The 23931-nt window shown below is 63.7% G+C and carries 23 protein-coding genes; 9 read left to right on the forward strand and 14 right to left on the reverse strand.

Features of this window, described 5'->3' with window-relative positions:
• Window position 1: 1 nt before the first annotated feature.
• Window positions 2-889, reverse strand: coding sequence for a polyprenyl synthetase family protein (locus B058_RS0106665; protein WP_018507701.1), 888 nt, complete (start codon window positions 887-889; stop codon window positions 2-4).
• The gene (locus B058_RS0106670; RefSeq protein ID WP_018507702.1) at window positions 882-1124 is read right to left on the reverse strand and encodes an exodeoxyribonuclease VII small subunit; all 243 of its coding nucleotides are present in this window, start codon (window positions 1122-1124) and stop codon (window positions 882-884) included. Before B058_RS0106670 ends, B058_RS0106665 begins: the two co-directional genes overlap by 8 nt.
• A 278-nt stretch (window positions 1125-1402) precedes the next feature.
• On the opposite strand from B058_RS0106670, the gene B058_RS0106675 reads away from it, so the two are divergent.
• Genes B058_RS0106675 through B058_RS0106685 form a run of 3 tightly spaced genes read left to right on the forward strand, consistent with a single transcriptional unit; the run spans window position 1403 to window position 3836 of the window.
• Window positions 1403-2515, forward strand: coding sequence for an aromatic ring-hydroxylating oxygenase subunit alpha (locus tag B058_RS0106675; RefSeq protein WP_018507703.1), 1113 nt, complete (start codon window positions 1403-1405; stop codon window positions 2513-2515).
• A gap of 58 nt (window positions 2516-2573) precedes the next feature.
• Complete coding sequence (locus B058_RS0106680) at window positions 2574-3440, forward strand: DMT family transporter (RefSeq protein ID WP_211208646.1); 867 nt, start codon at window positions 2574-2576, stop codon at window positions 3438-3440.
• 27 nt (window positions 3441-3467) lie between these two features.
• Window positions 3468-3836: a SpoIIAA family protein gene (locus tag B058_RS0106685; protein WP_018507705.1), complete on the forward strand. Its 369-nt coding sequence runs from the start codon at window positions 3468-3470 to the stop codon at window positions 3834-3836.
• Window positions 3837-3871: 35 nt separating this feature from the next.
• Here B058_RS0106685 and B058_RS0106690 read toward each other — a convergent pair whose 3' ends face one another.
• From B058_RS0106690 to pip, 3 genes are read right to left on the reverse strand one after another with little or no spacing between them, the layout of a single operon-like run.
• Entirely contained in the window at window positions 3872-4639 is a 768-nt protein-coding gene (locus tag B058_RS0106690) for a DUF3025 domain-containing protein (protein ID WP_018507706.1), read from the reverse strand.
• Window positions 4636-5499: a tetratricopeptide repeat protein gene (locus B058_RS0106695; RefSeq protein ID WP_018507707.1), complete on the reverse strand. Its 864-nt coding sequence runs from the start codon at window positions 5497-5499 to the stop codon at window positions 4636-4638. The genes B058_RS0106690 and B058_RS0106695 overlap by 4 nt, the downstream gene beginning before the upstream one ends.
• Window positions 5499-6461 (reverse strand): prolyl aminopeptidase, encoded by a 963-nt coding sequence (gene pip, locus B058_RS0106700; protein WP_018507708.1) that lies wholly within the window; start codon window positions 6459-6461, stop codon window positions 5499-5501. The genes B058_RS0106695 and pip overlap by 1 nt, the downstream gene beginning before the upstream one ends.
• 238 nt (window positions 6462-6699) lie before the next feature.
• On the opposite strand from pip, the gene B058_RS0106705 reads away from it, so the two are divergent.
• From B058_RS0106705 to B058_RS17255, 4 genes are all read left to right on the forward strand, one after another.
• The gene (locus tag B058_RS0106705; protein ID WP_018507709.1) at window positions 6700-7089 is read left to right on the forward strand and encodes a hypothetical protein; all 390 of its coding nucleotides are present in this window, start codon (window positions 6700-6702) and stop codon (window positions 7087-7089) included.
• A gap of 61 nt (window positions 7090-7150) precedes the next feature.
• Window positions 7151-8254 (forward strand): FIST signal transduction protein, encoded by a 1104-nt coding sequence (locus B058_RS0106710; RefSeq protein WP_018507710.1) that lies wholly within the window; start codon window positions 7151-7153, stop codon window positions 8252-8254.
• A gap of 26 nt (window positions 8255-8280) precedes the next feature.
• Window positions 8281-8544 carry a hypothetical protein gene (locus B058_RS0106715; protein WP_018507711.1) on the forward strand — a complete coding sequence of 88 codons (264 nt, stop codon included), beginning with the start codon at window positions 8281-8283 and terminating at the stop codon, window positions 8542-8544.
• A gap of 14 nt (window positions 8545-8558) precedes the next feature.
• Complete coding sequence (locus B058_RS17255) at window positions 8559-10769, forward strand: putative bifunctional diguanylate cyclase/phosphodiesterase (protein WP_051082049.1); 2211 nt, start codon at window positions 8559-8561, stop codon at window positions 10767-10769.
• Window positions 10770-10773: 4 nt separating this feature from the next.
• Here the strand turns inward: B058_RS17255 and B058_RS0106725 are convergent, their stop codons facing one another.
• The 6 genes from B058_RS0106725 to cydP all read right to left on the reverse strand — a co-directional run bounded on the left by B058_RS0106725 (window position 10774) and on the right by cydP (window position 15560).
• Complete coding sequence (locus B058_RS0106725) at window positions 10774-12045, reverse strand: NAD(P)/FAD-dependent oxidoreductase (RefSeq protein WP_018507712.1); 1272 nt, start codon at window positions 12043-12045, stop codon at window positions 10774-10776.
• A gap of 103 nt (window positions 12046-12148) precedes the next feature.
• Window positions 12149-12436, reverse strand: a complete 288-nt coding sequence (locus B058_RS0106730) for a cyd operon YbgE family protein (RefSeq protein WP_018507713.1) — start codon at window positions 12434-12436, stop codon at window positions 12149-12151.
• A 28-nt stretch (window positions 12437-12464) separates the two neighbouring features.
• Entirely contained in the window at window positions 12465-12602 is a 138-nt protein-coding gene (gene cydX / locus B058_RS17500; RefSeq protein WP_018507714.1) for a cytochrome bd-I oxidase subunit CydX, read from the reverse strand.
• An 11-nt stretch (window positions 12603-12613) separates the two neighbouring features.
• Window positions 12614-13750 (reverse strand): cytochrome d ubiquinol oxidase subunit II, encoded by a 1137-nt coding sequence (gene cydB, locus B058_RS0106740; RefSeq protein WP_018507715.1) that lies wholly within the window; start codon window positions 13748-13750, stop codon window positions 12614-12616.
• Between the two features lie 9 nt (window positions 13751-13759).
• Window positions 13760-15352 (reverse strand): cytochrome ubiquinol oxidase subunit I, encoded by a 1593-nt coding sequence (locus B058_RS0106745; RefSeq protein WP_018507716.1) that lies wholly within the window; start codon window positions 15350-15352, stop codon window positions 13760-13762.
• Window positions 15342-15560, reverse strand: a complete 219-nt coding sequence (gene cydP / locus B058_RS0106750; RefSeq protein ID WP_157265634.1) for a cytochrome oxidase putative small subunit CydP — start codon at window positions 15558-15560, stop codon at window positions 15342-15344. Before cydP ends, B058_RS0106745 begins: the two co-directional genes overlap by 11 nt.
• Before the next feature lie 178 nt (window positions 15561-15738).
• Between cydP and B058_RS0106755 the strand changes: the two genes are divergently transcribed.
• The gene (locus tag B058_RS0106755; RefSeq protein WP_018507718.1) at window positions 15739-17022 is read left to right on the forward strand and encodes a sigma-54 interaction domain-containing protein; all 1284 of its coding nucleotides are present in this window, start codon (window positions 15739-15741) and stop codon (window positions 17020-17022) included.
• Window positions 17023-17088: 66 nt separating this feature from the next.
• On the opposite strand, the gene acnA is transcribed toward B058_RS0106755, so the two are convergent.
• The 3 genes from acnA to lysS all read right to left on the reverse strand — a co-directional run bounded on the left by acnA (window position 17089) and on the right by lysS (window position 21936).
• Window positions 17089-19893, reverse strand: coding sequence for an aconitate hydratase (acnA, locus tag B058_RS0106760; protein WP_018507719.1), 2805 nt, complete (start codon window positions 19891-19893; stop codon window positions 17089-17091).
• Window positions 19894-19988: 95 nt separating this feature from the next.
• Window positions 19989-20339 (reverse strand): DUF3147 family protein, encoded by a 351-nt coding sequence (locus B058_RS0106765; protein WP_018507720.1) that lies wholly within the window; start codon window positions 20337-20339, stop codon window positions 19989-19991.
• A gap of 40 nt (window positions 20340-20379) precedes the next feature.
• The gene (lysS, locus tag B058_RS0106770; RefSeq protein ID WP_018507721.1) at window positions 20380-21936 is read right to left on the reverse strand and encodes a lysine--tRNA ligase; all 1557 of its coding nucleotides are present in this window, start codon (window positions 21934-21936) and stop codon (window positions 20380-20382) included.
• A gap of 194 nt (window positions 21937-22130) precedes the next feature.
• Here lysS and recQ point away from each other — a divergent pair, with 194 nt between their 5' ends.
• On the forward strand, window positions 22131-23927 hold the full coding sequence (gene recQ / locus B058_RS0106775; protein WP_018507722.1) for a DNA helicase RecQ: 1797 nt from the start codon (window positions 22131-22133) through the stop codon (window positions 23925-23927).
• Window positions 23928-23931: the final 4 nt, after the last annotated feature.

Genomic DNA, 23931 nt, shown 5'->3' on the forward strand with positions numbered 1-23931 from the left:
GTCAGAACGTCCGCTCGATGACGAAGTCGGCCAGCTGGCGCAAGCGTGCTGCGGGCGGCCCAAGCTCGGCCAGTGCGGCGTGGGCATCGGCGCGCAGTTCCTGCGCGAGTTCGCGTGCGCGTGTTGTCCCGAGCAGGCTGACGTAGGTCGGTTTGTTGTTGGCCGCGTCCTTGCCCGCGGTCTTGCCCAGCGTCGCAGTGGGGGCCTCGGCATCGAGCACGTCGTCGACCACCTGGAAGGCGAGGCCGATGCACTTGGCGTAATGGTCGAGCGCTGCGGCGGTCGTGTCGGACAGCGTGCCGCACTGCGCACCCAACAGCACCGAGGCGCGGATCAGCGCGCCTGTCTTGTGGATGTGCATGAATTCGAGTTCGGTCAGGTCGAGTGGTTTGCCGACGCTGGCCAGATCGATCGCCTGGCCGCCGGCCATGCCGCGCGAGCCGGCTGCTTGCGCCAGTAGCTGCACCATCTTCAGTTGCGTCGCCGCATCGTCGGCGAGCGCCCGCGATGCGAGGATGTCGAACGCCAGGCTCTGCAGGGCATCGCCCACCAGCAGTGCGGTGGCTTCGTCGAACTCGACGTGCACCGTGGGTTTGCCGCGTCGCAGCGCGTCGTCATCCATCGCCGGCATGTCGTCGTGCACCAGCGAGTAGGCATGGATCAGTTCGACTGCCGCCGCGGCGTGCTGGACGCGTTCAGGGGTGGCGCCCGTGACGTCGGCGGCGGCGAATGCCAGCAGCGGGCGCACGCGCTTGCCGCCGCCCAGGACGGCATAGCGCATGGCCTCGTGCAGGCGTTGCGGGGCAATGCTGGATGGCGGGAGCCACTCGGCCAGCACGCTTTCCATGCGCGTCTGGCATGCCTGGGTCCAGGCGGAAAAATCAGTCATCGGTGTCTTCGGTCTTGAAAGGCTGCAAGGCCCCATTTTCCAGAATCTTCACCTGCTGCTCGGCATCGGCAAGCTGCAGGCGACAGTATTGCAATAGCTCGGCGCCGCGCTTGTAGGCCGTCAGCGAGGTTTCCAATGGCAACTGGCCGGATTCCATTTCGGCCACGATAGTTTCCAGTTCGGCCAGTGCGGACTCGTAATCTTTGGGGGGTGTGGTGGCGCGGGACTTGGCCATGAATATCGAACCCGGCGGAGAAAGGACGATACTTTAACAAATTCAGCGTTGAGGCGCCTCCCCGGGTATACGGCTATGCTAGAATTTTGCGCTTTCCCTGCCTGACGGTGCTTTCGTCTGACAGGGGGTCATCCGTACCCGCACCCCTCAAGGGGCGGGGTAGGCCGTGATTGTCAAGACGCTAAAGCGCCAGCAACCACGCTCTAAATCCGGTGGGTCATTTACTTGCCGCTCCAGTGTCATTACTGGAGGGGGCTTGGTTTTGAGTAGGGTACGCCATGAGCGATCTCGCCGAATCCAGCGCCTTGTCGCTAACTTCGCCTCAGCTGCCAGTTTCCTGGTACTTCGATCCAGCCATCTATGCGCTGGAGCTCGAGCATTTGTTCAAGCAGGGTCCCGGTTATGCGGGCCATCGGTTGATGGTGCCCGAGCCGGGCGACTATCACGCGCTGGAAATGTTCGACGGCGCGAAAATGCTGGTCAACGGCGGAACGAATATCGCGTTGTTGTCCAATGTGTGCCGTCATCGCCAGGCGCTGATGCTGACCGGTCGCGGCAAGCTGCCGTCCAACAACATCGTCTGCCCGATCCATCGCTGGACCTATGACAGCCAGGGCCAGTTGATGGGGGCGCCGGAGTTCCCCGGCAATCCCTGCCTGAACCTGAACCGTACCGGCCTGCAAAACTGGCAGGGCCTGCTGTTTGCCGGCAAGCGCGATGTACAGGCCGATCTGGCCGGTATGCAGGCGGCGCGCGAACTGGATTTTTCGGGCTTCATGCTCGATCGCGTGCAGGTCACGCATTACGCCTGCAACTGGAAGACCTTTATTGAAGTGTACCTGGAGGACTACCACGTCGCGCCATATCACCCAGGCCTCGGCCATTTTGTCACCTGTGACGACCTCAATTGGGAATACGGCGACTGGTGGTCGGTGCAGACGGTGGGCGTGAACCGGGGGCTCTCCAAGGCGGGCTCGCAGGTCTACCAGAAATGGCATGAGCAGGTTCTGGCGTATGACCGGGGCACGGTGCCGGCGCACGGGTCGATCTGGCTGACCTATTACCCTGGCCTGATGGTTGAGTGGTATCCGCATGTACTGGTGGTGTCGTCGATCGTACCGACCGGCGTCGAGTCGTGCACCAACGTCGTCGAGTTCTACTATCCCGAGGACATCGCCTTGTTCGAACGCGCCTTCATCGAGGCCGAGCAGGCGGCTTACCACGAGACTGCGATGGAGGACGAGGATATCTGCGAGCGCATGCACAAGGGGCGGCGCGCGCTATACCAGCAGGGCATTTCCGAGACCGGGCCGTACCAGTCCCCGCTGGAGGACGGCATGATGCATTTCCATTCCTTCCTGCGGCGCGAGATCGAGCCGCATCTCAAATGAGAGGGGTGAGCATTCCGAGCGGGCGGCCGATGCCGCCCGTTTTTTTCGTCTGCCCGCCATGAAATCGAGCTGGATGCTGGTGGCGGCTGCCTTGTTCGCACTGATGAGCGTGCTGGTGAAACACGCATCCGCAAGCTTCTCGCCCGCCGAACTGGTGTTCTATCGCTCGGCATTCGGCCTGATGGCGATCTGGGCGGCAATCGCCATCCGCCATCGCCAGTTGTGGGCCCCACTTGCCACGCCTTGTTTCAACGCCCATCTGTGGCGCGGACTGGCGGGTTTCACTGCGCTGGTGCTGTTCTTCTACGCATTGTCGCAACTGCCGCTCGCCACCGCGGTCACCCTCAATTACACGGCTCCGCTGTTTCTTGCCGCCTTGTCGGCCTGGTGGTTGCGCGAACGCCACGGACGTGGCCTCGTCGGCGCGGTACTGATGGGCTTCGTCGGCGTATTGCTCTTGTTGCGGCCGCAGGTTCAGGGTCAGGCCTGGCTGCCTGCATTGGCCGGCCTGGCGTCGGGGATGCTGGCCGCGGTGGCCTACGTCAACGTCAAGAATCTGGGCAGGCTGGGCGAGTCCGAATGGCGTGTGGTGTTTTACTTCACGCTGCTATCGACCGCGGGCGGCGCCGCCTGGATGGTGCTGGCCGGGTCTCACATTCCGCAGCGGGCCGACTGGCCGTGGTTGATCGGCATCGGCGCCACCGCCACAGTCGCGCAACTGGCGTTGACGCGGGCATATCATCGCGGCCGCACGCTCACGGTCGGCTCGCTGGCCTACACCACGGTCGGATTTTCCGCCTTGTACGGTGTGCTGCTGTTCGGTGAACGACTGTCGCTGATGGCGTGGGTGGGCATGGCAGTCGTGGCAGTCGCAGGCATCTGGGCAGTACGTGCGTCAACCTCAACCCCGCCCGATTCGCTATAGTGAAAGCACTTTCCAGAGGAGCGCACCATGATCAGCCTGAACGTCAAGGGTAACCAGATCGCCGTCACTGTAATGGGCCAATTCACGCTGGCCGATTATCAGGAGTTTGAACAGGCGGTGAACTATGGCATCCAGTTCCAGGGTACGGTCAACCTGCTGTTCGATCTGCGTGACATGCTGTCGTTCAGTGTCGACGTGGCGTGGGAGGAGCTGAAGTTTTCGCGCGAGCACAAAACCGATTTCGGCCGTATCGCCATTCTGACCGGCGACCAGTGGGTGGCGTGGAGCATGTGGGTGAACCGCATGTTCATGTCGGCGGATATCCGTCTGTTCGACGATCTGGACATGGCCCAGGCCTGGGTGACGGGCGGCGAGTGGCCGGCTGCGGCAGGCTGAGGCGAGCCGCGTACGGCGGGCGTGTACCGTTCATGTCATGAGGGGATGCGGCGCGCCGGCCTGAAGACGTCCTGGTTGGCGTAATACGCCGCGTTTGCGTTGGCCGGGTCCCAGCCGGGGATGCCCTGCACCGGCAAGGGTGCGAGTTGGCGTGGCGAGTCGATCCCGGCGAGCGTACGAACCGACAATCCCTCCACAACATCGGGATCGAGCGACTCTGCAATCAGCGTCAGGCATTTTCCGGTCATTCCCGGGTAGGGGTCGAGCAGCTTTTCCAGCAGCGCATGGCCGACCACTACAAATTGCATCGTGGTTTCGACCTCATGCCGGTGGTCCCAGAACAGCGGCCGCCAGGCACGTTCGGCCAGCAGGGCCGGCCACACCGGATTGCGGCTGATCACCCATACACCGGACTCGTCCAGCACGGTCAACGCATCGCGACGGCGGCCCCGGATTGGGCTGGTCTCGCCGACAATCGCATTGCCATGCGCCGCATTCAATGCAGCCTTGAAGCGCGGAAACCGCAGCCAGACCAGCGCGTTCAGCACGTCGTGCCAAGTCTCGGCGCGGGTCGGTACCTCGCCGGTCCGCAGGATATGCGTTTCGTAATCGCGCGCGGACAGGCGGCCGTCGGGCATAAAAAAACGCAGCGGCAGGCCGCTTGCGTTACGTGTATCGCGGCGGATGGCCTGGGCATTGAGCGCATCGAGGCAATCCGGGCCGGGTGTGGGCTGGGCTCGTGCGAGGCCCAGCGCATCGATCAGCGCCAGATAAGGTGCGAACGCAGGGTGGTCGAACTTCAATGCAGCGATTCGGAGAGTGCCTGGCGGTATTGCCGTGTCAGCGGATGCGCGCTGCCCAGCAGATCGAACAGGGCGAGCAGGCTGCTGCGGCCGATGTCATGGCGGTAGCTGCGATCGGTTCGGGCGACCCACAGCAACTCGTCCATGGCGGCAGCAAACTGGTCTGCCGCCAGTAACTGGGCCGCGCGCTGGAAATGCGCATCCAGGTCGTCCGGCTGCTGCGCAAGGCGGGCGTCGAGTTCGGACAGCGATGGCGCCTGGCGAGCGGTTTCGGCCAGGTTCAGGTGCGCATGCAGGCGGGCGATCTCGGGCTCTGCCCGTGCTTCCGGCGGTAGACTGTCGAGCAACTTCAGCGCCTGCTCGCCGTCGCCTTCTGCCCACAGCAATTTGGCGAGGTCACGCGGGATGGCCAGATTGTCGGGCTCGGCCATCGCCGCGTTGGCGAGCAGCATGCGCGCCTGCTGCACGTTGCCTGCCTGCCATGCGGCGATGCCGAGCGCGTGGGCGCGATGGGCGTCGCCCGCAATGAAGCGGTCGAGCACTTCACGGAAGCTGCTGTCGGGATCGGCACCATGGATGGTGTGGGCGACCTCGCCGCGCCAGAAAAACTTCACCGTCGGCACCGAATTCACGCTGAAGCGGCGCGTCAGTTCGGGCAACTCGTCGGCGTTCAGCATGACGAGCAGGAACTTGCCGCCGTATTCGGCAGCAAGCTTTATCAGCCGCGGCATCAGGATGAAGCAGGGGCCGGCCTTGGGGGTCCAGAAATGCACCAGCACCGGGCCCTTGTGCGAGTTTTCCAGCACCAACCGGTTGAAGTTTTCCGCGCTGGCATCGAAGACGTAAGGCGACAGGGCCATCAGTCGAATGCTCCGGTCTGGGCGAAACGGCCGCAGGCGGCAACCAGTTCGCGGGCGATGCCCGGCTCGAACGCCGAATGCCCTGCATCCGGCACGATGACATAGCGGGCTTCGGGCCAGGCGCGCGCGAGTTCATCGGCCGACACGATGGGGCAGACGGCGTCGTAGCGTCCCTGCACGATGATCGCCGGAATGCCGCGGATGCGATCGACGTTGGCGAGCAGGCTGTTGTCGGGCAGGAAAATGTTGTTGACGAAATAGTGCGCTTCGATCCGTGACAACGAGAGGGCTCTTTTGTCGTCACCGAACGCGGAGACGAGTTCGGGATTGGGCAGCAGGGTCGAGCACGAAGCCTCGAAGGCGGCCCAATGATGGGCGGCGGGCTGGTGCACGGTGGGGTCGGGATTGACGAGGCGGCGATGGTAGGCTGTCAGCAGATCGTGGCGTTCGTCCTCCGGGATGAATTCGGCGAGTTGGCGCTGCGCCTCGGGAAACAGGGTGCGAATACCGTGGAGAAACCAGTCGATCTCGCTTTTGCGACAGAGGAAAATGCCCCGCAGCACCAGCCCGCGGCAGCGCTCGGGATGCGCCTCGGCGTAGGCGAGCGCCAGGGTCGAGCCCCACGAACCGCCGAAGACCAGCCAGGATGCGATGCCAAGTTCGCGACGCAGCGCTTCCATGTCGGCGATCAGATACGGCGTGGTGTTGTCGGCCAGTTCGCCGTGCGGTGTGGAGCGGCCGCTGCCGCGCTGGTCGAACAAAACGATGCGGTAGCGTGCCGGATCGAAGAACCGCCGCTGTACAGGCGACGTGCCGGAGCCGGGCCCGCCGTGCACGAACAGCACCGGGATGCCATCCGGGTTGCCGGACGTTTCCCAGTAAATGCGATGGCGACCTGCCGTTTCCAGCATGCCGCTGGCATAGGGGGTGATGAACGGGTGGAGCGAAGCAATGTCGGGCATGACGGACGCCTTGAATGATAAGCCGAATCATATCCCCGGCCCATGGGGCGTGAACAGGTGAGGCTTGTGCGATGCGTCGTATGGACTGGTGGTCGCAGTATCGACAGGCGCGGGCTGGGACCGTATGCTACCCGTGCGCAAACAATGCGCCGACAGGCGACCGGGTCATCCGGATCGCATGAGCGAATAAAAAAACAGGTCCACTGTTTCCACCATAACTGATACGAGGAGTTCTTTCATGAGTCATGTCGTCAAGGTTGCCCTGCTGGGACTGGGTGAAGTCGGGGAGAAATTTGCCGAGCATTTTCTGGAGAAGATCCAGGAAGAGGGCGTCAACGTGGAGATCGTCGCCGTCGCGCACCGCAATCTGGAATCGCCCGTTGCATTGGGGTTCAGCCATAGCAAGGTGCCGGTGTTCAAGGATGCGATGGAAGTGGTGACCATGGGTGCGAAGGTGGACATCATTTTCGATCTGACCGGAGATCCCGAACTGCGCAAGAAGCTGCGGGTGGCGTTGCAGGAAAGCCATAACCAGCACACCGTGATCGCCCCTGAGGTGGTCGCCCACCTGCTGTGGAACTTCTTCGGCGAAGGCGAGTTGCCGAGCAGCGGCCAGACGGGCTACTGATGCAGGCCTTGCCGGCCGAAAGGCCGGCGCGCCGCGCTGATGCATTCCCTGTCTTAAAGACATGACATCGCCCTTCAAATTCGCCCACGCCGCGAATCCCGACTGGACCCAGGCGGCCCAGGCCTGCATGGGCCAGCTGGGTGCGATCCCGTCGGGAGCGACGCTGGGATTCCTGTATGTGTCGGATGCCTTTGCCGGCGAACTCGATGCGATCCTGGCGTTCTTCAAAAGCGCGACCGGCGTGCCCCACTGGACCGGCAGCGTGGGGGTCGGCGTCTGCGCCACGGGCGTGGAGTATCTGGAAGAACCGGCACTGGTCGTGATGCTGGCGGAATTCGATCCTGCTGACTTCAGCATGCTGCCGGTGCTGCGTTCGCCGCAGGACATCGAGACGCAACCGGCGCAAGCCTATTTCGCCGTGGCGCATGGCGACCCGGCAAACAGCCGCATGCAGGAACTGATCGACAGTCTTTCCGCACACGTATCGAGCGGATTTGTCGTCGGCGGGTTGTCGAGTTCGCGTGGCGAGACGACGGCGCAGATCAGCGACGGCGTAGTGAGCGGCGGCTTGTCAGGCGTGCTGTTCAGCGAACGGGTGAAGCTGGCGACGCGGCTGACGCAGGGCATCTCGCCGCTGGGACCGCGCCATCGCATCACCACAGCGAACAAGAACGTCATCGGCAGTCTCGATCACCGTCCGGCGCTGGATGTGATGAAGGAGGAAATCGGCGACGTGCTGGCGCGCGATCTGCGGCGTGCGGCCGGCTATATTTTCGTCGGTCTGCCGGTTCGCGGTTCGGATACCGGGGATTATCTGGTACGCAACATTCTCGGCGTCGATCCGCAGAACGATCTCGTGGCGGTCGGCGAGTATGTCGAGCCGGGAGACGAACTGCTGTTCTGTCGCCGCGACCAGCAAACCGCCGAAGACGACCTGTTGCGGATGCTCTCGGCCATCGGGGCGCAACTGGGCGTACCGATCCGGGGCGGCGTATATTATTCCTGCCTGGGGCGCGGCCAGCATATGTTCGGTGCGCCGAACCGGGAATTGGAATTGATTCGCGACACCCTCGGAGACTTTCCGTTGGTGGGATTTTTTGCCAACGGGGAAATTTCCCACAACCGTTTATATGGCTACACCGGGGTATTGACCCTGTTTGGCTGACCAGATGAAGAAACACGGAGATACGCATGACCCTGCACGCCATGAAAGAAGATGAAATCCGCTTGCTGCGCGATGAAATCGACATGCTGATGAACGAGCGCCGCCAGCTCTTGCAGGTGACCGGCGCGGCGGCGGTATTCGTCGCCAACCTCGATACCGACAGCCTGCCCGATGAAGCCGACACCATCGATGCTGCCGAGATGCTGGCCGAACAACTCAACGGCTTGTCCGAGGAGACACTCAAGGACGCATTGGAGTCCGTGCGCGCCGAGGTCGACCCCGCTCAGTAGCCGGATTTAACGTCTTGGCCCTTCCGGCATTGCCAGCCCTGACCGAAGTCAGGCGCATTGCGCTGATTGTCGGGCTGACGGCGCTGGCCTACGCCCTGGCGGGGTGGACCAGCCTCAAGATCACGGCGTATGCCGCCAATGTGGTGGCCGTGGTCTGGCTGGCAGCCGGTATCGGCGCCATGGCGAGCCTGCGTTTCGGTATGGCAGGCGTCGTGGGGGTGCTGCTGGGATCGTTTGCGCTCAACAGCCAGATCCTGCCGCCGGAAGCGGCATTCCGCCTGGCGCTCGGCGCGGCCGCGGGGGCCGCTGTGATCGGGTATCTGCCGCGCTACCTGCCGCCCTTCAGTTCCACCCTCGATTATGTTTCCAGCGTCGCCAAGTTTTCGCTCGTAGCTGCGCCGCTGGGATGTGCGGTGAGCGCGCTGGCGGGCGTATTCAGCCTGGGCTTGTTCGACCATCTGCATTCCGACCTGGTGTGGCGGACCTTGGGCGTCTGGTGGCTGGGGGAACTGCTTGGGGTGTACCTGATTGCGCCGCTGCTCCTGACGGCGTCGCGCTGGGATTTGTTGCCGACCAACAAGGGCGCGCGTCTGGAGGGCCTGGTGCTGGTGCTCGGCATGCTTCTGTTGACGCGCGTGATGATGGAGTATGCCGAGCCCTTGCGGCCGGCCGAAATCGTCCTGTTCGTCCTGCTGCCCGGCGTGCTGTGGGCGGCGCTGCGATTCTCGGTGACCGGGGCGAGTGTGGCCATATTCCTGGCGGCGTTGATCGTGCTGGGCGTTTCGCTCGTCTCCTTTGGCGGACTGACCAGCGCCACGATGCCGCGCGACGTGTTCGCGCTGCAGATCAGCATGATGACCATGGCGCTGGGCGGTCTCTTCGTGTCGGCAGCCCTGACCGAACGCCGCTATTCCGAGATGCGGCTCGACATGCTGGCCAACCACGATCCGCTGACCGGCCTGCCCAACCGTTCGTATTTCCAGGATTTCCTCGGTCATGCACTGGCACGCGCGCAGCGCGAGAAACTCCAGATCTCGCTGCTGTTCATCGATCTCGACCGCTTCAAGCACATCAACGACTCGCAGGGACACGAGGTGGGCGACCAGGTGTTGCGTGTCGTGGCCAACCGGCTGGATGAGCAATTGCGCGCCGACGACTTCGTCGCACGGCTGGGCGGGGACGAATTTGCCGTCATCCTGATGCACCCGCCGGCTTCGCGGGCCGCCAGCCGCGTGGCCCGCAAGCTGCTCAAGGCGCTGGCCGAGTCGTTCAAGCTCGAGCGGCGGCGTTATGCCATCGGCGCCAGCATTGGCATCAGCGTGTATCCGGACGATGGCCTCGACGCCAACACGCTGCTGCGCCAGGCCGATCTGGCGATGTATCAGGCCAAGCAACGCCGCAGCGGCTTCGAATATTTCAGCGATGAATTGAACACCGTGGCGCAGCAACAGCTGAACCTGGAAACCGGCCTGCGCCAGGCGCTCGAGCGCGACGAGCTGGCACTGGCCTATCAGCCGAAAGTCGATCTCGCCAGCGGTCGCGTGGTGGGGCTGGAAGCTCTGGCGCGCTGGCTGACCCGTTCGGGCGGCATCATCTGGCCCGATCAGTTCATTCCGGTGGCCGAGGAAACCGGCCTGATCATGCCGCTGGGCCGCTGGGTGGTACGAGCGGCTTGCGAACAATGGATCGTCTGGCGCGATGCGGGCCTCAACCCACCACCCGTGGCCATCAATCTGTCGCCGCGCCAGTTTTCCGATGCGCGCCTGATCGATGACATCGATGCCATTCTGAAGGAAACCGGCATGGAGTCATCGTATTTGCAACTGGAAGTGACCGAGAGCGCGGCGATGGAGAATCCGGCGCGTACTTTCGACATGCTCGATGCCTTGCGCCAGCGCGGCCTGCATGTCTACATCGACGATTTCGGCACCGGACATTCCAACCTGGGCCAGTTGAAACGTATGCCGATCGATGCGCTGAAGATCGACAAGAGCTTCGTCACGGATGTGCTGACCGACAGCGACGATGCCGAGATTGCCACCGCCATCATTCGTCTGGCGCACGCCCTCCATCTGCGCGTCGTGGCCGAGGGCGTCGAAACGCTCGAGCAGGTGGCGTTCCTGAAAAGCGGGGGCTGCGATGAAATTCAGGGTTATGTGATCGCCAAGCCGCTGCCGCCGGACCAGGTGAGCGAACTGTTTGCGCGGACCTTCACCCTGGCCTGAGCGTTCAGTTCAGGCGCTTGATACCCAGTGCCTTCAGGACGTATTTCTCGTACAGCGGCTCCGAGTTGCCGGTTTTCATCTTGCGCATGAAATATTTCTCGAACGCCACCTTGGCCAGATGCACCCATTTGCCTTTCTTCGCCCAGGTGACGTTGCGCGGCGGGATCTGCGGGATCGCCACGAAGGCCGCGCCGGTATCGCCCATGTCGGCCAGGCAGATCGTGCTCCAGGTGCCGGTATGGCCGGGCACCTTGCCCGCCAGTTCGTCGGCGATGTTGTGGACGATGGCGGTGACCATCGATTCGATCATGTAGCCGGTCTTGGGCGTGCCGGTGGCGACCGGCGTCTGCTCGACCGGCGGGATTGCGATGCACACGCCTGCCGAGTAGATATTGGGATATTTTGGGCTGCGCTGATGTTCGTCGACGATCACGAAGCCGCCCGGATTGCACAGGCCTTCCACCGCTGCGACCGCCGCCACGCCGCGGAACGGCGGCAGCATCATCGCGTAACTGAAGTCCAGCGTGTGCTCGCGCAGCTTCTCGCCGAAATCGTCGATCTCTTCGATATGCATTTTCCCCGCTTCGACCCGGGTCGTCTTCGCGTTGGTGATCCACTTGATGTGGCGCTGGCGGAATTCGGCTTCCAGCAGCCCCTTCGAATCCCCCACGCCGCCCAGCCCGAGGTGACCGACATAGGGCTCGGACGAGACATAGGTGATCGGCACCTTGTGGCGCAGCTTGCGGCGGCGCAGGTCGGTTTCCAGCGCCATCGCATATTCGTAGGCAGGGCCGAAGCACGACGCGCCTGGCAGTGCGCCGATCACCACCGGGCCGGGATTTTTCAGGAATTCGAGATAGTGCGCATACGCGCGCTCGGCATGTTCCACCGTGCAGACCGATTCCGTGTGTCCACCGTCCGGGCCCGCGCCAGGCACCAGGTCGAAGGCGAGCCGGGGACCGGTGGCGATCACCAGGTAGTCGTAGTCGACGACGTCGCCGTTGGCCAGATGGATCCGGTTGTTGGTCGCGTCGATCGTGTCGGCGCGCTGGGCGATGAACTGGATGCCCTTTTTTTCCAGGTAGGGCCGCAGCTTGAACGTGGTCTCGCGGGCCTCGCGCCAGCCCAGCGCGACCCAAGGGTTGGACGGCACGAACTGGAAGGTGTCCGACGCATTGATCAGGGTGACGACGTGCGACTTGTCGAGCAGGTGGCGCATTTCATAGGCTGCGGGCGTGCCGCCCGTGCCTGCGCCGAGGATGACGATGTGTGTCATGGATGTGTATCTGAAAAAACAAGAACAGGAAAGACTCAGGCCTCAACGGGGGGGCGCGCGAGCGTCCGGGATGGCTGTGCAGCCGGGCAGAACTTACGTGAGATCACCTCAAAAAATACTGGACATAAAAAATCAAGGCCACGCCCATCAGCACCCAGGCGACGACCGGGCCGAGCAGCACCCGCAGGACGTTGTTTCGCGGGACGAACCCGACGCCATGCACGAATCCCGCCGACATGCCCCACATGATGAACGTGAGCACGCCGTGGCTGATCGCCCTGCCGTCGGCGACGGTCAGCCCGCGCGGGAATACGGTGACGAGGATCATCAGCGCGAGCGCCGAGACCAGCGATACGCCGCGCGCCCAGCCGCTGTCGAGAACGCGGTTCATGCGCGGGTTCGTTTCCCCCGAGGGAAGGTCAGCCCTGCCGCGTGTCGTTCGCGGCCTTGGCGCGCGCTTCGTCGAGCGCGCATTCCTTGGCGTCGCACATCATCGCGCTGATCGAGGCGAGCAGCACGGCCATGGTGACTCCGAGGATCCAGGCGAAATACCACATGGTGATTCCTTTCAGTAAACCGACTTGTCGTTGGCGGCGATGAATTCCGTCGTGACCTTGCCCCACATCACCTTGTACGCCCACGAGGTGTAGAAGATGATCAGCGGCATGAAAATCACCGTGGCGCCGAGCATCAGGCCGAGCGTGAGCTGCGAGGACACGGCGTCATAGACGGTGAGGCTGGAACGCGGATCGCTCGACGACGGCATGACGAAGGGGAACATGGACACGCCGGCGGTGCCGATGATGCCGGCGCATGCCAGCGAGGAGGACCAGAACGCCAGCCCGGCCTTGCCGAGGCGAGCGAACAGGATACCTGCGGCCAGGGCGGCGAACGTGGCGATCGGTACCCACTTCGTCCACGCGTAGGTGTGGTAGTTGGTCATCCAGGCGCCGGCAGCGGTTGCCACAGTCTTGGCGAGCGGGTCGGGCAGGCCGTTGGGGTCGACGGCACTGGTGATCACGTAGCCGTCGATGCCGGTCGCCACCCACCAGCCTGCGAGCGCGAAGGTGACGAAGGTCAGGGTGCCGAAAATCAGGCTGGCGGTGCGGACGCGGCGGTAGATGTCGCCCTCGGTGCGCATCATCAGGTAATTCGCGCCCTGGAAGGTGATCATGCCGAGGCTGACGACACCGGCGAGCAGCGCGAACGGGTTGAGCAGTTGCCAGAAGCTGCCAGTGTAGGTCGACATCAGGATGTCGTTGAACTGGAAGGGCACGCCCTGCAACAGGTTGCCGAAGGCGACGCCAAAGATGATCGGTGGCACGGCGCCGCCGATGAACAGGCCCCAGTCCCAGGTGCTGCGCCAGGTCGGGTTCTGGATCTTGGAACGATAGTCGAAGCCGACCGGGCGGAAGAACAGCGCCCAGAGTGCAGCCATCATCGCCCAGTAGAAGCCCGAGAAGGCGGTGGCATAGACCATCGGCCAGGCGGCGAAGACCGCGCCGCCGGCGGTGATGAACCAGACCTGGTTGCCGTCCCAGTGCGGCGCGACGGTGTTGATGACGGCGCGGCGCTCGAGGTCGTTGCGGCCGACGAAGGGCAACAGTACGCCCATGCCCATGTCGTGGCCGTCCATGATGGCGAACCCGACAAGCAGGACGCCAATCAGCAGCCACCAGACGAGTTTCAGGGTTTCGTAGTCCATGCTTGCTCCTTAGATCCGGTTAGCCGGCGCGTGGGCGGGCAGTGCGCCGCCAGCTGCCTTCTCGTTGTGGTACTTGCCGGTGCCGAGGCTGGCCGGGCCTTGCCGCACGTACTTCGTCATCAGAACCATCTCGACGATCAGCAGCACGGTGTAGAAGCCGACGAAGCCGGCCAGCGAACCGTAGATATTGCCGACGCTGATGTTGGACACCGAGATGTGCGTCGGCAGCACGCCGTAGATCGTCCACGGCTGGCGGCCGTATTCGGCGACCACCCAGCCGAGCTCGGCGGCGACCCAGGGCATGGGAATGAACCACAGCGCCCAGCGCAGCAGCCATTTCTTCTCGATGAAGCTGCCTTTCACCGAATAGAACAGCGCCAGCGTGAACAGCGCGAGGAACAGGAAACCCAGCGCGACCATGATGCGGAAACTCCAGAACAGCGGGGCGACGCGCGGGATGGTGTCGTCGACCGCCTGCTGGATCATCTCGGGCGTGGCCTGCGACACGTCGACGATGTATTTCTTCAACAGTAGGCCGAAGCCGAGGTCGGCTTTGTGTGCTTCGAACTGCGCGAGCGCCGTTTTGTCGTCGTGGTTCCTGCGCAACTGCTCAAGCGCGATTACCGCGTGGATGCCGTTTTCGATGCGCTCGCGGTTCCTGGCCTTGATTTCCTTGATGCCGGGCATGGTCTTGGTGAGCGAGCGCGTGCCGATCAGGCCAAGCGCATAGGGAATCTGCAGCTGGTAATCGTTGCGCTCGGCTTTTTCGTTAGGCACGGCGAACACGGTGAATGCCGCCGGGGCCGGTTCGGTTTCCCACATCGCCTCGATCGCCGCCATCTTGGTCTTCTGCGATTCGCTCACGGTGTAGCCCGATTCGTCGCCCAGCACGATGACCGACAATGCGGAGGCAAAGCCGAAGCCGGCGGCGATGCGGAAGGAACGCCGCGCGAAGTCGAGGTCGCGGCCCTTGAGCAGGTAGTAGCTGGAAATGCCGAGCACGAACAGCGAGGCGGTGACGTAGCCGGCCGACACCGTATGCACGAACTTGGCCTGCGCCGTGGGGTTGAAGACGATGGCCCAGAAATCGCTCATTTCCATGCGCATGGTGACGAAGGAAAACGTCGCGCCGACGGGATCCTGCATCCAGCCGTTGGCGATCAGGATCCACAGCGCCGAGAGGTTGGAGCCGACGGCCATCAGCACCGTCACCATGAAGTGCTTCCACTTGTTCAAGCGGTCCCAGCCGAAGAAGAACAGGCCAATGAAGGTCGATTCGAGGAAGAAGGCCATCAACCCCTCGATCGCCAGCGGCGCGCCGAAGATGTCGCCGACGTAGTGCGAGTAATACGCCCAGTTGGTGCCGAACTGGAATTCCATGGTGATGCCGGTGGTGACGCCGAGCGCGAAGTTGATGCCGAACAGCTTGCCCCAGAAGCGCACCATGTCCTTGTAGATGGTGCGGTCGGTGATGACGTAGGTCAGTTCCATGATGACCAGGATGAACGCCAGCCCCAGCGTGAGCGGTACGAACAGGAAGTGATAAAGCGCGGTGACTGCAAATTGCAGCCGCGACAGATCGACGAGTTCTTCAGTCAGCATGGGGGCTCCCGGGTGAGGATTGAGATGTGTGGGCGGGTTGATTGGGGTTGGCCAGACGCTCGGCTACGGCATCGGCGTCGGGGTGCAGCGCATGGCCGTCGAAGAACGCATAAAAAATGGCCGCGATCACCAGCAGCTTGATCGCGATGGCGAGCGAGATTTCTTTGGCCAGCGGATGGTGCAGGAAAGTGGGCATGGGCGGTTTCATGAGTACTCCGAATATTCGCAAGTGCCGTGCCAACTCCCTGGGATAGGCGGGGCTTTTATTTCTCTTTGGTTTCAAAAGAATAGATCAATTTTGCGGCAGGCACTGGAAACGCTGACTGCCATTTATGACAAAATCTGCTAATGTTCTGTGACGTAAATGACATAAGTGGCACAAGGCCATGCCACCTGCCAACGAACTCATCCGTTTTCTCGAGACCCATCCCGACCCCCAGATCGTCATGGGGATCGACTACCGGATTCTGGCGGCCAATGCGGCCTATCGCCGTGTGTATGCCGGCGAACGGAATGTGGTCGGGCAGTTTTGCTACGCGATATCGCATGGCTACAACCGGCCCTGCGACGAATGCGGCGAATCCTGCCCGCTCGCTGCCAGCCGGGTCAGCGGCGAGCCGCGGCGTGTACTGCATCTGCACCATACGCCGCGCGGCGAGGAGCATGTCGACGTCGAACTGACGCCGATCGTCGGTACGTCGGGAAAGACCGAGTATTTCGTCGAACGCATGCTGACGGTACGCGAGGCCAGCAGTTTCCCGGCCGAAAGCGGCCTGGTCGGCAAATCGTCAGCCTTCAATCGCATGCTCGAACTGGTCCGGCGCGTGGCGCCTTCGGACACCGCCGCCCTGTTGCTGGGCGAATCGGGCACCGGCAAGGAACTGGTCGCGCAGGCCATTCACCAGCAGAGCAGGCGCGAGCACGGGCCGTTCGTGGTGGTGGAGTGTTCGGGGCTGACCGAAACCCTGTTCGAGAGTGAACTGTTCGGTTACGAGAAGGGTGCGTTCACCGGCGCCAATCAGCGCAAGATCGGCCTGGTCGAATCGGCGTCGGGCGGGACGCTGTTTCTGGATGAAGTAGGCGATATTCCACTCAGCCTGCAGGTCAAGCTGTTGCGTCTATTGGAAACGGGGACCTTTCGCCGGGTCGGGGGCGTGGAGATGCTACGTGCGGATTTTCGTCTGATCGCCGCCACCCACCGTGACCTCAAGACCATGGTCGAACGCGGCAGTTTCCGTCGCGATCTGTATTACCGGTTGAGCGTGTTCCCGATTCACCTGCCTGCCTTGCGCGAGCGGCGCGGCGACATCGGCCTGCTGGCCGACACCCTGCTGGCCCGGCTGGCGCCGGGGCGGGCCTACACGCTGAGCGAAGCCGCACGGGCCCGGCTGCAGGACTACGATTACCCGGGCAACATCCGCGAACTGCGCAATATCATCGAACGCGCGATGCTGATGGCCGACGGCGATACCCTGCTGGAGGAGCATCTGCCGCCCGAACTGAAAAGCGACGAGACAGGCATGCCGGGCGTGGACGACATCGTGCCGCTGGAAACGGCGGAACTGCGCTATCTGCAATGGGCGCTGGCGCACCATGGCGGCGATCGAAAATCGCTGGCCGCGCAACTGGGGATCAGTGAACGGACGCTTTACCGAAAACTGGCCCAGTGACGCGTGTCACTGGGCCAGTTTATTTCGCTGGCGGCCCCTTGTCCTTGGGAGCTGTGCATACCGGATTTATCCCACTAGTTGTTCGAGCACGAAGGGCAGGATGCCGCCCTTGTTGTAGTACTCGACTTCGATCGGCGTGTCGATGCGCAGCGTGAGCGCGACGCGTTCCATTTTGCCGTTGGCGCGGTGGATCACCAGCGTCACGTCCTGCTGTGGCGTGATGCCCGCCTCGGTGCCTTCGAGATCGAAGGTTTCGCTGCCGTCGAGCTTGAGCGTGGCCGCATCGGTGCCGTCCTTGAACTGGCAGGGCAGCACGCCCATGCCGGCGAGGTTGGCGCGGTGGATGCGCTCGAAGCTCTTGGCGACGACGGCCTTCACGCCGAGCAGGGTGGTGCCCTTGGCCGCCCAGTCGCGGGAAGAGCCCGTGCCGTATTCCTCGCCGGCGAAGATCATCAGCGGCATGCCCTCAGCCTGGTATTGCATGGCGGCGTCGTAGATCGGTTTCTGTTCGCTGCCTTTCAGCGTGATTCCGCCCTCGGAGCCGGGGATCATCAGGTTCTTGATGCGCACGTTGGCGAAGGTGCCGCGCATCATGACTTCGTGGTTGCCGCGGCGCGCGCCGTAGCTGTTGAAATCCACTTTCTGCACGCCGTGCCCGGTGAGGTACACGCCGGCCGGTGAGGTCGGCTTGATGCCGCCGGCGGGGCTGATGTGGTCGGTCGTGACCGAATCGCCGAAGATCGCCAGCGCACGGGCGCCGCGGATGCCGCCGCTGGCTGCCTTGCTGCCCGCGAAGAACGGCGGCTGCTGGATGTAGGTCGATTTCGCGTCCCACTCGTAGACCGTGCCGGTGGGGGCGGAGACGGCATCCCACAGCGGATTGTCGGCGCCGACGTCGGCGTAGATCCTGCGGTAGGCGGCGGCATCGGTGGCGGCGCCCATCACCGCGGCGACGTCGGCGGCGCTGGGCCACAAGTCTTTCAGGTACACCGGCCGGCCATCCTTGCCGGTGCCGAGCGCCTCTTTCTCGAAGTCGATGTCGACGCGGCCGGCCAGCGCAAAGGCGACGACCAGCGGCGGCGACATCAGGAAGTTGGCCTTGACCGCCTGGTGCACGCGCGCCTCGAAGTTGCGGTTGCCCGACAGCACCGACGCGACGACGAGGTCATTGTCGGCGATGGCTTTGTCGATCTCCGGCTTCAGCGGGCCGGAGTTGCCGATGCAGGTGGTGCAGCCGTAGCCCACCACGGAAAAGCCGACCTCCTCAAGCGCGTCCATCAGCCCGGCCTTGTTCAGGTATTCGGTGACCGCGCGCGAGCCGGGGCCGAGCGAGGTCTTGACGTGCGCGGGCGGCTTCAGGCCGAGTGCGGCGGCTTTCTTCGCCAGCAGGCCGGCGGCCAGCATCACGCCGGGGTTGGAGGTGTTGGTACAGGAGGTGATCGCGGCAATCACGACGTCGCCATGGCCGAGGCTGTCGTTGCCGTCCTTGAACACGGTGGTGGGGTCGGCCACGACGTGGTCGGGCGAGGGGTGACTGTCCAGCATTTCCTCTTCCGCCGCCGGTACCGGGGCGATTTCGTCCTGGTTGCCACCGCCGGCGAGATCAACAAGGTTGTGGCTCGAGGCGGGCAGGGCATGGCGCCGGCCCAGTTCGCCGGCCTTGCCGTAGCCGCCGTCGCCCACAGCCTTATCCATCAGGCTGGCGAATGCGGATTTCAGGCCGGCCAGCGCGATGCGATCCTGTGGCCGCTTGGGGCCGGCGACGCTGGGTTCAACGGTTGAGAGGTCGAGCTCCAGCACCTGCGAATAATCGATGTCGTCCGCCTTGGGGATGCCGAACAGGCCCTGCGCCTGGTAGTAGGCGCGGATCGTGTCCACTTGTGCGACCGGGCGCCCAGTGGCGGCGAAGTACTGGCAGGTGGCTTCGTCGACCGGGAAGAAGCCCATGGTCGCGCCGTATTCCGGCGCCATGTTGGCGATGGTTGCGCGGTCGGTCACCGACATGGCGGCCACGCCCTCGCCGAAGAACTCGACGAACTTGCCGACGACTTTCGCGCGGCGCAGCATCTCGGTGACGGTCAGCACCACGTCGGTGGCGGTGACGCCGGGCCTGGCCGCGCCCTTGAGGTTGACGCCGACGACATCGGGGGTGAGGAAATACACCGGCTGGCCGAGCATCGCCGCTTCCGCCTCGATGCCGCCGACGCCCCAGGCGACGATGCCGAGGCCGTTGATCATCGTGGTATGCGAATCGGTTCCGACCAGTGTGTCGGGGTAGGCCATGCCGTCCTTTTCCATCACGCCGCGTGCCAGGTATTCCATGTTGACCTGGTGCACGATGCCGACGCCGGGTGGCACGACCTTGAACGTGTCGAACGCCTGCATGCCCCACTTGAGGAACTGGTAGCGCTCGCGGTTGCGCTCGAATTCGATCTTCATGTTGAGGTCGAGCGCGTCATGCGTGCCCGCGGCATCGACCTGGATCGAGTGGTCGACCACCATGTCGACCGGAACCAGCGGCTCGATCTTCTTCGGGTTCTTGCCCATTTTTTCCGCAGCCGAGCGCATCGCGGCAAGGTCGGCCAGCAGCGGCACGCCGGTGAAGTCCTGCAGGATCACCCGCGCGACGGTGAAGGGGATTTCTTCGGTGCGCGCGGCGTTCGGCTTCCAGCCCGCCAGCTGCTTGACATGTTCGGGCGTGACCTTGACGCCGTCGCAGTTGCGTAGCACCGACTCCAGCACGACGCGGAGCGACACCGGCAAGCGTGCCACCGACATGCCGAGCGCGGCCTCCAGCTTTTTCAGCGAGGCGAAGCGGACCGTCCCGGTGCCGGTGGAAAAGGAATCATTGGAATTGAAGACGTCGGTCATGTTGGGGCGACTCGTAAAAATGAATGGCTGCGAAAAGGTTTGGAGGCTTGATTTTACCGGAAGCGATCACGCACGGACGCGCCTGCAGACTCGCTTTACAGCCGCACGCCGAACAGGCTCAGCAGTCTGATCATGCCGACGTAGGCCAGCGCCGTGGCGGCGCTGGACACGGCCAGGCTCGTCCAGAATCCCCACCCGAGGCGCAGCAGAATGGGCAGCAGCACGAACAGCAGCAGCGAGGGCAACACCAGCCAGAAGATGCCGCCGGCAAGCGTGGCGACCTTCTGCACGTCGCCGGTGTCGAGATACAGCCAGACAAAGGCCAGCAGCGAGGTGAGCGGCAGCGAGGCCAAGGCGGCTGCCCAGAAGGTGCTGCGCTTGGCCACTTCGGCCACTGCGACGAGGATCAGCGCGGACAGGCCGATCTTGAGCGCGTATTGCCACATGGCGGCTGGATCAGCCTTCGCGCCGCATCTGCGGGCTCATTTAACTTTCCCGCCGCATTTGCGGGAAGAGGATGACGTCGCGGATGGAGGGCGAGTCGGTCAAGAGCATCACCAGGCGGTCGATGCCGATGCCGCAGCCGCCGGTGGGTGGTAGGCCATGCTCCAGCGCGCGGATGAAGTCGGCGTCGTAGTGCATCGCCTCCTCGTCGCCGGCTTCCTTCTGCCGCACCTGCTCCATGAAGCGCTCGGCTTGGTCTTCGGCGTCATTGAGCTCGGAGAAGCCGTTGGCCATTTCGCGCCCGGTGATGAACAGTTCAAAGCGCTCGGTGATGTCGGGCTGGCTGTCGGAGCGACGCGCCAGCGGCGAGACCTCGGCCGGGTAGTCGATGATGAAGGTGGGCTGGATCAGCAGCGCCTCGGTGGTTTCCTCGAAGAACGACAGCTGCAGGCCGCCGATGCCGTCCTGCGGGCGGTACTTGGCTTTCATCGCGGTGAACTGCGAGACCAGCCAATCGCGGTCGTTCAACTGTTCGACCGTGTAGTGAGGATTGTATTTTTGGATCGCCTCGACGATGGTGAGGCGATCGAACGGCTTGCCGAGCTCGATTTCGTTGCCCTGATAGGTGACCGTGGTCGAGCCGGTGGCGGCGACCGCGGCGGCGCGGATCAGCGACTCGGTGAGGTCCATCAGGTAGCGGTAGTCGCGATAGGCCTCATAGAATTCCATCATGGTGAACTCGGGGTTGTGCCGTGTCGACAGTCCTTCGTTGCGGAAGTTGCGGTTGATCTCAAACACCTTCTCGAAGCCGCCGACCACCAGGCGCTTGAGATACAGCTCGGGTGCGATGCGCAGGAACAGTTCCATGTCGAGCGCGTTGTGGTGCGTGGCGAAAGGCTTGGCCGCCGCGCCGCCGGGGATGGGGTGCATCATCGGCGTCTCGACTTCGAGGAAGTCGCGCTCGACCATGAAGGCGCGAATGGCCTGGATGATCTTCGAGCGGCGCTTGAAGGTCTCGCGCGCGTCGTCGTTGGTGATGAGGTCGAGGTAACGCTGACGGTATTTCTGTTCCTGGTCGGCGAGACCGTGGAATTTTTCCGGCAGCGGGCGCAGCGCCTTCGACAGCAGGCGGATCGACTTCGCCTGAATGGTCAACTCGCCCTTGTTGGTCTTGAACAGGGTTCCGGTGGCGCCGATGAAATCGCCGAGGTCCCAGTGCTTGAAGGCATCGTGCGCATCAAGCCCGGTGAGGTCGTTCGACACATAGACCTGGATGCGACCGCTCATGTCCTGCAGTGTGGCGAAACTGGCCTTGCCCATCACGCGCTTCAGCATCATGCGTCCGGCGAGCTGGACCTGGATGGCCTCGGCTTCCAGCGCCTCCTTGGACTTGTCGCCGTGGGCAGCGGCCAGCTTGCCGGCGTAGTCGTGACGCTCGAAGTCGTTGGGGAAGGCGACGCCCGCCTCGCGAATCGCGGCCAGCTTGGCGCGGCGCTCGGCGATGATCTGGTTTTGACTCAGGTTTTCTGATTCGGCATTTGCCGGTTTCGTCGAAACTCCGTTTACGTCGAGGGCAGGGGCGTTGGTTTCGGTGTTCATGTCGGGGTCTGAGTGGGTATCGGTATGGAGGTTGAAGCCGGAAAGGACAGCAGCCTCGGTGCGGGGTTTTCTTCGTGGCAAACCTTGGGGCACGGCAAAGAACCGAGCAAAACGTGACACAATTATATCCGATGTAACTCCCTGATTTCCCAGCTGGGCGGTCAGAATCGCCCGTCCGCAAGCCCGTTTCCTACATGCCCGATACCCCTTTAAGCCTGCTCAACCGCATCTTCGGCTACCCCGCATTTCGCGGCGAGCAGGCGGCCATTGTCGACACCGTTGTGGCGGGCGGCGACGCCCTGGTGCTGATGCCCACCGGCGGCGGCAAATCGCTGTGCTTCCAGATTCCGGCGCTACTGCGCGACGGCTGTGCCGTGGTGGTGTCGCCGTTGATCGCGCTGATGCAGGATCAGGTCGCGGCGCTCAAAGAACTGGGCATCGCCGCCGAGTTTTTAAACTCCAGCCAGGAGGGCGCAACGGCCGCGCAAGTTGAACGCGAATTCGTTTCCGGGCAGCTCAAGCTCCTGTATGTCGCGCCCGAGCGCCTCCTTACCCCGCGCTTTCAAAGCCTGCTCGAACAGGCCCGCGTGTCGCTGTTCGCCATTGACGAGGCGCATTGCGTGTCGCAATGGGGACACGACTTCCGCCCGGAATACCTCGGCCTCTCGGCCTTGCACGAGAGGTTTCCCGCCGTGCCGCGCATCGCGCTCACCGCCACGGCCGATACCGCGACGCGCGCCGAAATCCTCACCCGGCTCGATCTCGGCGCCGCACGCGTGTTCGTCGCCAGCTTCGACCGCCCCAACATCCGTTATCGCATTGCCGAAAAATCCGACCCGCGCCGGCAGTTGCTGGATTTCCTGGACGAGCACAAAGGCGAGGCGGGCATCATCTATTGCAGCACGCGCAAGAAGGTCGAGGAGACGGCGGACGGACTCAAGCAGGCCGGCTTCACCGCGCTGCCCTACCACGGCGGCATGGACAACGACACGCGCCGCCGCCACCAGGAAAAATTCCTGCGCGAGGACGGCGTCGTCATGGTCGCCACCCTCGCGTTCGGCATGGGCATCGACAAGCCCGACGTGCGCTTCGTCGCGCACCTCGACCTGCCGCGTTCGGTCGAGGGTTACTACCAGGAAACCGGCCGCGCCGGTCGTGATGGCGAGCCGGCGGAAGCGTGGATGGCGTGGGGACTGCAGGACGTCGTCACCCAGCGCCGCTTCATCGACGAGGGCGAGGCCGAGGACGCGCACAAGCGCATCGGCCATGCCAAGCTCGATGCCCTGGTCGGCCTGTGCGAGGCCGCCAGCTGCCGTCGCGTCGCATTGCTGAGCTACTTCGGCGAAGCCAGCCAGCCCTGTGGCAACTGCGATGTCTGCCTCAACCCGCCGACGCTGTGGGACGGCACCGAAGCCGCGCAGAAGCTCTTGAGCACGGTCTACCGAACCGGCCAGCGCTTCGGCGCCGGCCACGTCATCGACGTGCTGCTCGGCAAGACCACCGAGAAAATCGAGCGCTTCGGCCACGGCCAGTTGAGCGTATTCGGCATCGGCGCCGGCCAGACCGACAAGGTCTGGCGCGCCGTGCTGCGGCAACTCGTCGTGCGCGGCCTGCTCGAAGTGGACCACACTACCTACGGCGCCTTGAAACTCACTGCCGCCGCCCGGCCTGTGCTGAAGGGTGAAGAAACCGTCATGCTGCGCGCCATTGCCGCCGCGTCGTCCCGCAGGAAGTCGCGTCTCGCCCCCAGTTCCGGCGCAGGCGTCCACGACGACGAAGATCCGCTCTTCCTTGCCCTGCGCACCTGGCGCCGCGAAACCGCCAACGAAAAGGGAGTGCCCGCCTACGTCATCCTGCACGACGCCACCCTGCGCGAAATCGCTGCCCGCCGCCCCGCCACGCTGGCGGAACTGGGCGAGATATCGGGATTGGGGACGAAGAAACTGGAAGCGTATGGGGAGGCGGTGTTGGGGGTGGTGGCGGAGGGCTGACCCC

Origin of the sequence: Thiobacillus thioparus DSM 505 (genome assembly GCF_000373385.1) — a bacterium.
In the GTDB taxonomy this organism is placed as follows: Bacteria; Pseudomonadota; Gammaproteobacteria; order Burkholderiales; family Thiobacillaceae; genus Thiobacillus; species Thiobacillus thioparus.

Coding starts and splice junctions, on each gene's coding strand:
- B058_RS0106665 (WP_018507701.1), bottom strand. CDS start 889: ATGACTGATTTTTCCGCCTGGACCCAGGCATGCCAGACGCGCATGGAA.
- B058_RS0106670 (WP_018507702.1), bottom strand. CDS start 1,124: ATGGCCAAGTCCCGCGCCACCACACCCCCCAAAGATTACGAGTCCGCA.
- B058_RS0106675 (WP_018507703.1), top strand. CDS start 1,403: ATGAGCGATCTCGCCGAATCCAGCGCCTTGTCGCTAACTTCGCCTCAG.
- B058_RS0106680 (WP_211208646.1), top strand. CDS start 2,574: ATGAAATCGAGCTGGATGCTGGTGGCGGCTGCCTTGTTCGCACTGATG.
- B058_RS0106685 (WP_018507705.1), top strand. CDS start 3,468: ATGATCAGCCTGAACGTCAAGGGTAACCAGATCGCCGTCACTGTAATG.
- B058_RS0106695 (WP_018507707.1), bottom strand. CDS start 5,499: ATGGCCCTGTCGCCTTACGTCTTCGATGCCAGCGCGGAAAACTTCAAC.
- pip (WP_018507708.1), bottom strand. CDS start 6,461: ATGCCCGACATTGCTTCGCTCCACCCGTTCATCACCCCCTATGCCAGC.
- B058_RS0106705 (WP_018507709.1), top strand. CDS start 6,700: ATGAGTCATGTCGTCAAGGTTGCCCTGCTGGGACTGGGTGAAGTCGGG.
- B058_RS0106710 (WP_018507710.1), top strand. CDS start 7,151: ATGACATCGCCCTTCAAATTCGCCCACGCCGCGAATCCCGACTGGACC.
- B058_RS0106715 (WP_018507711.1), top strand. CDS start 8,281: ATGACCCTGCACGCCATGAAAGAAGATGAAATCCGCTTGCTGCGCGAT.
- B058_RS0106725 (WP_018507712.1), bottom strand. CDS start 12,045: ATGACACACATCGTCATCCTCGGCGCAGGCACGGGCGGCACGCCCGCA.
- B058_RS0106730 (WP_018507713.1), bottom strand. CDS start 12,436: ATGAACCGCGTTCTCGACAGCGGCTGGGCGCGCGGCGTATCGCTGGTC.
- cydX (WP_018507714.1), bottom strand. CDS start 12,602: ATGTGGTATTTCGCCTGGATCCTCGGAGTCACCATGGCCGTGCTGCTC.
- cydB (WP_018507715.1), bottom strand. CDS start 13,750: ATGGACTACGAAACCCTGAAACTCGTCTGGTGGCTGCTGATTGGCGTC.
- B058_RS0106745 (WP_018507716.1), bottom strand. CDS start 15,352: ATGCTGACTGAAGAACTCGTCGATCTGTCGCGGCTGCAATTTGCAGTC.
- cydP (WP_157265634.1), bottom strand. CDS start 15,560: ATGAAACCGCCCATGCCCACTTTCCTGCACCATCCGCTGGCCAAAGAA.
- B058_RS0106755 (WP_018507718.1), top strand. CDS start 15,739: ATGCCACCTGCCAACGAACTCATCCGTTTTCTCGAGACCCATCCCGAC.
- acnA (WP_018507719.1), bottom strand. CDS start 19,893: ATGACCGACGTCTTCAATTCCAATGATTCCTTTTCCACCGGCACCGGG.
- B058_RS0106765 (WP_018507720.1), bottom strand. CDS start 20,339: ATGTGGCAATACGCGCTCAAGATCGGCCTGTCCGCGCTGATCCTCGTC.
- lysS (WP_018507721.1), bottom strand. CDS start 21,936: ATGAACACCGAAACCAACGCCCCTGCCCTCGACGTAAACGGAGTTTCG.
- recQ (WP_018507722.1), top strand. CDS start 22,131: ATGCCCGATACCCCTTTAAGCCTGCTCAACCGCATCTTCGGCTACCCC.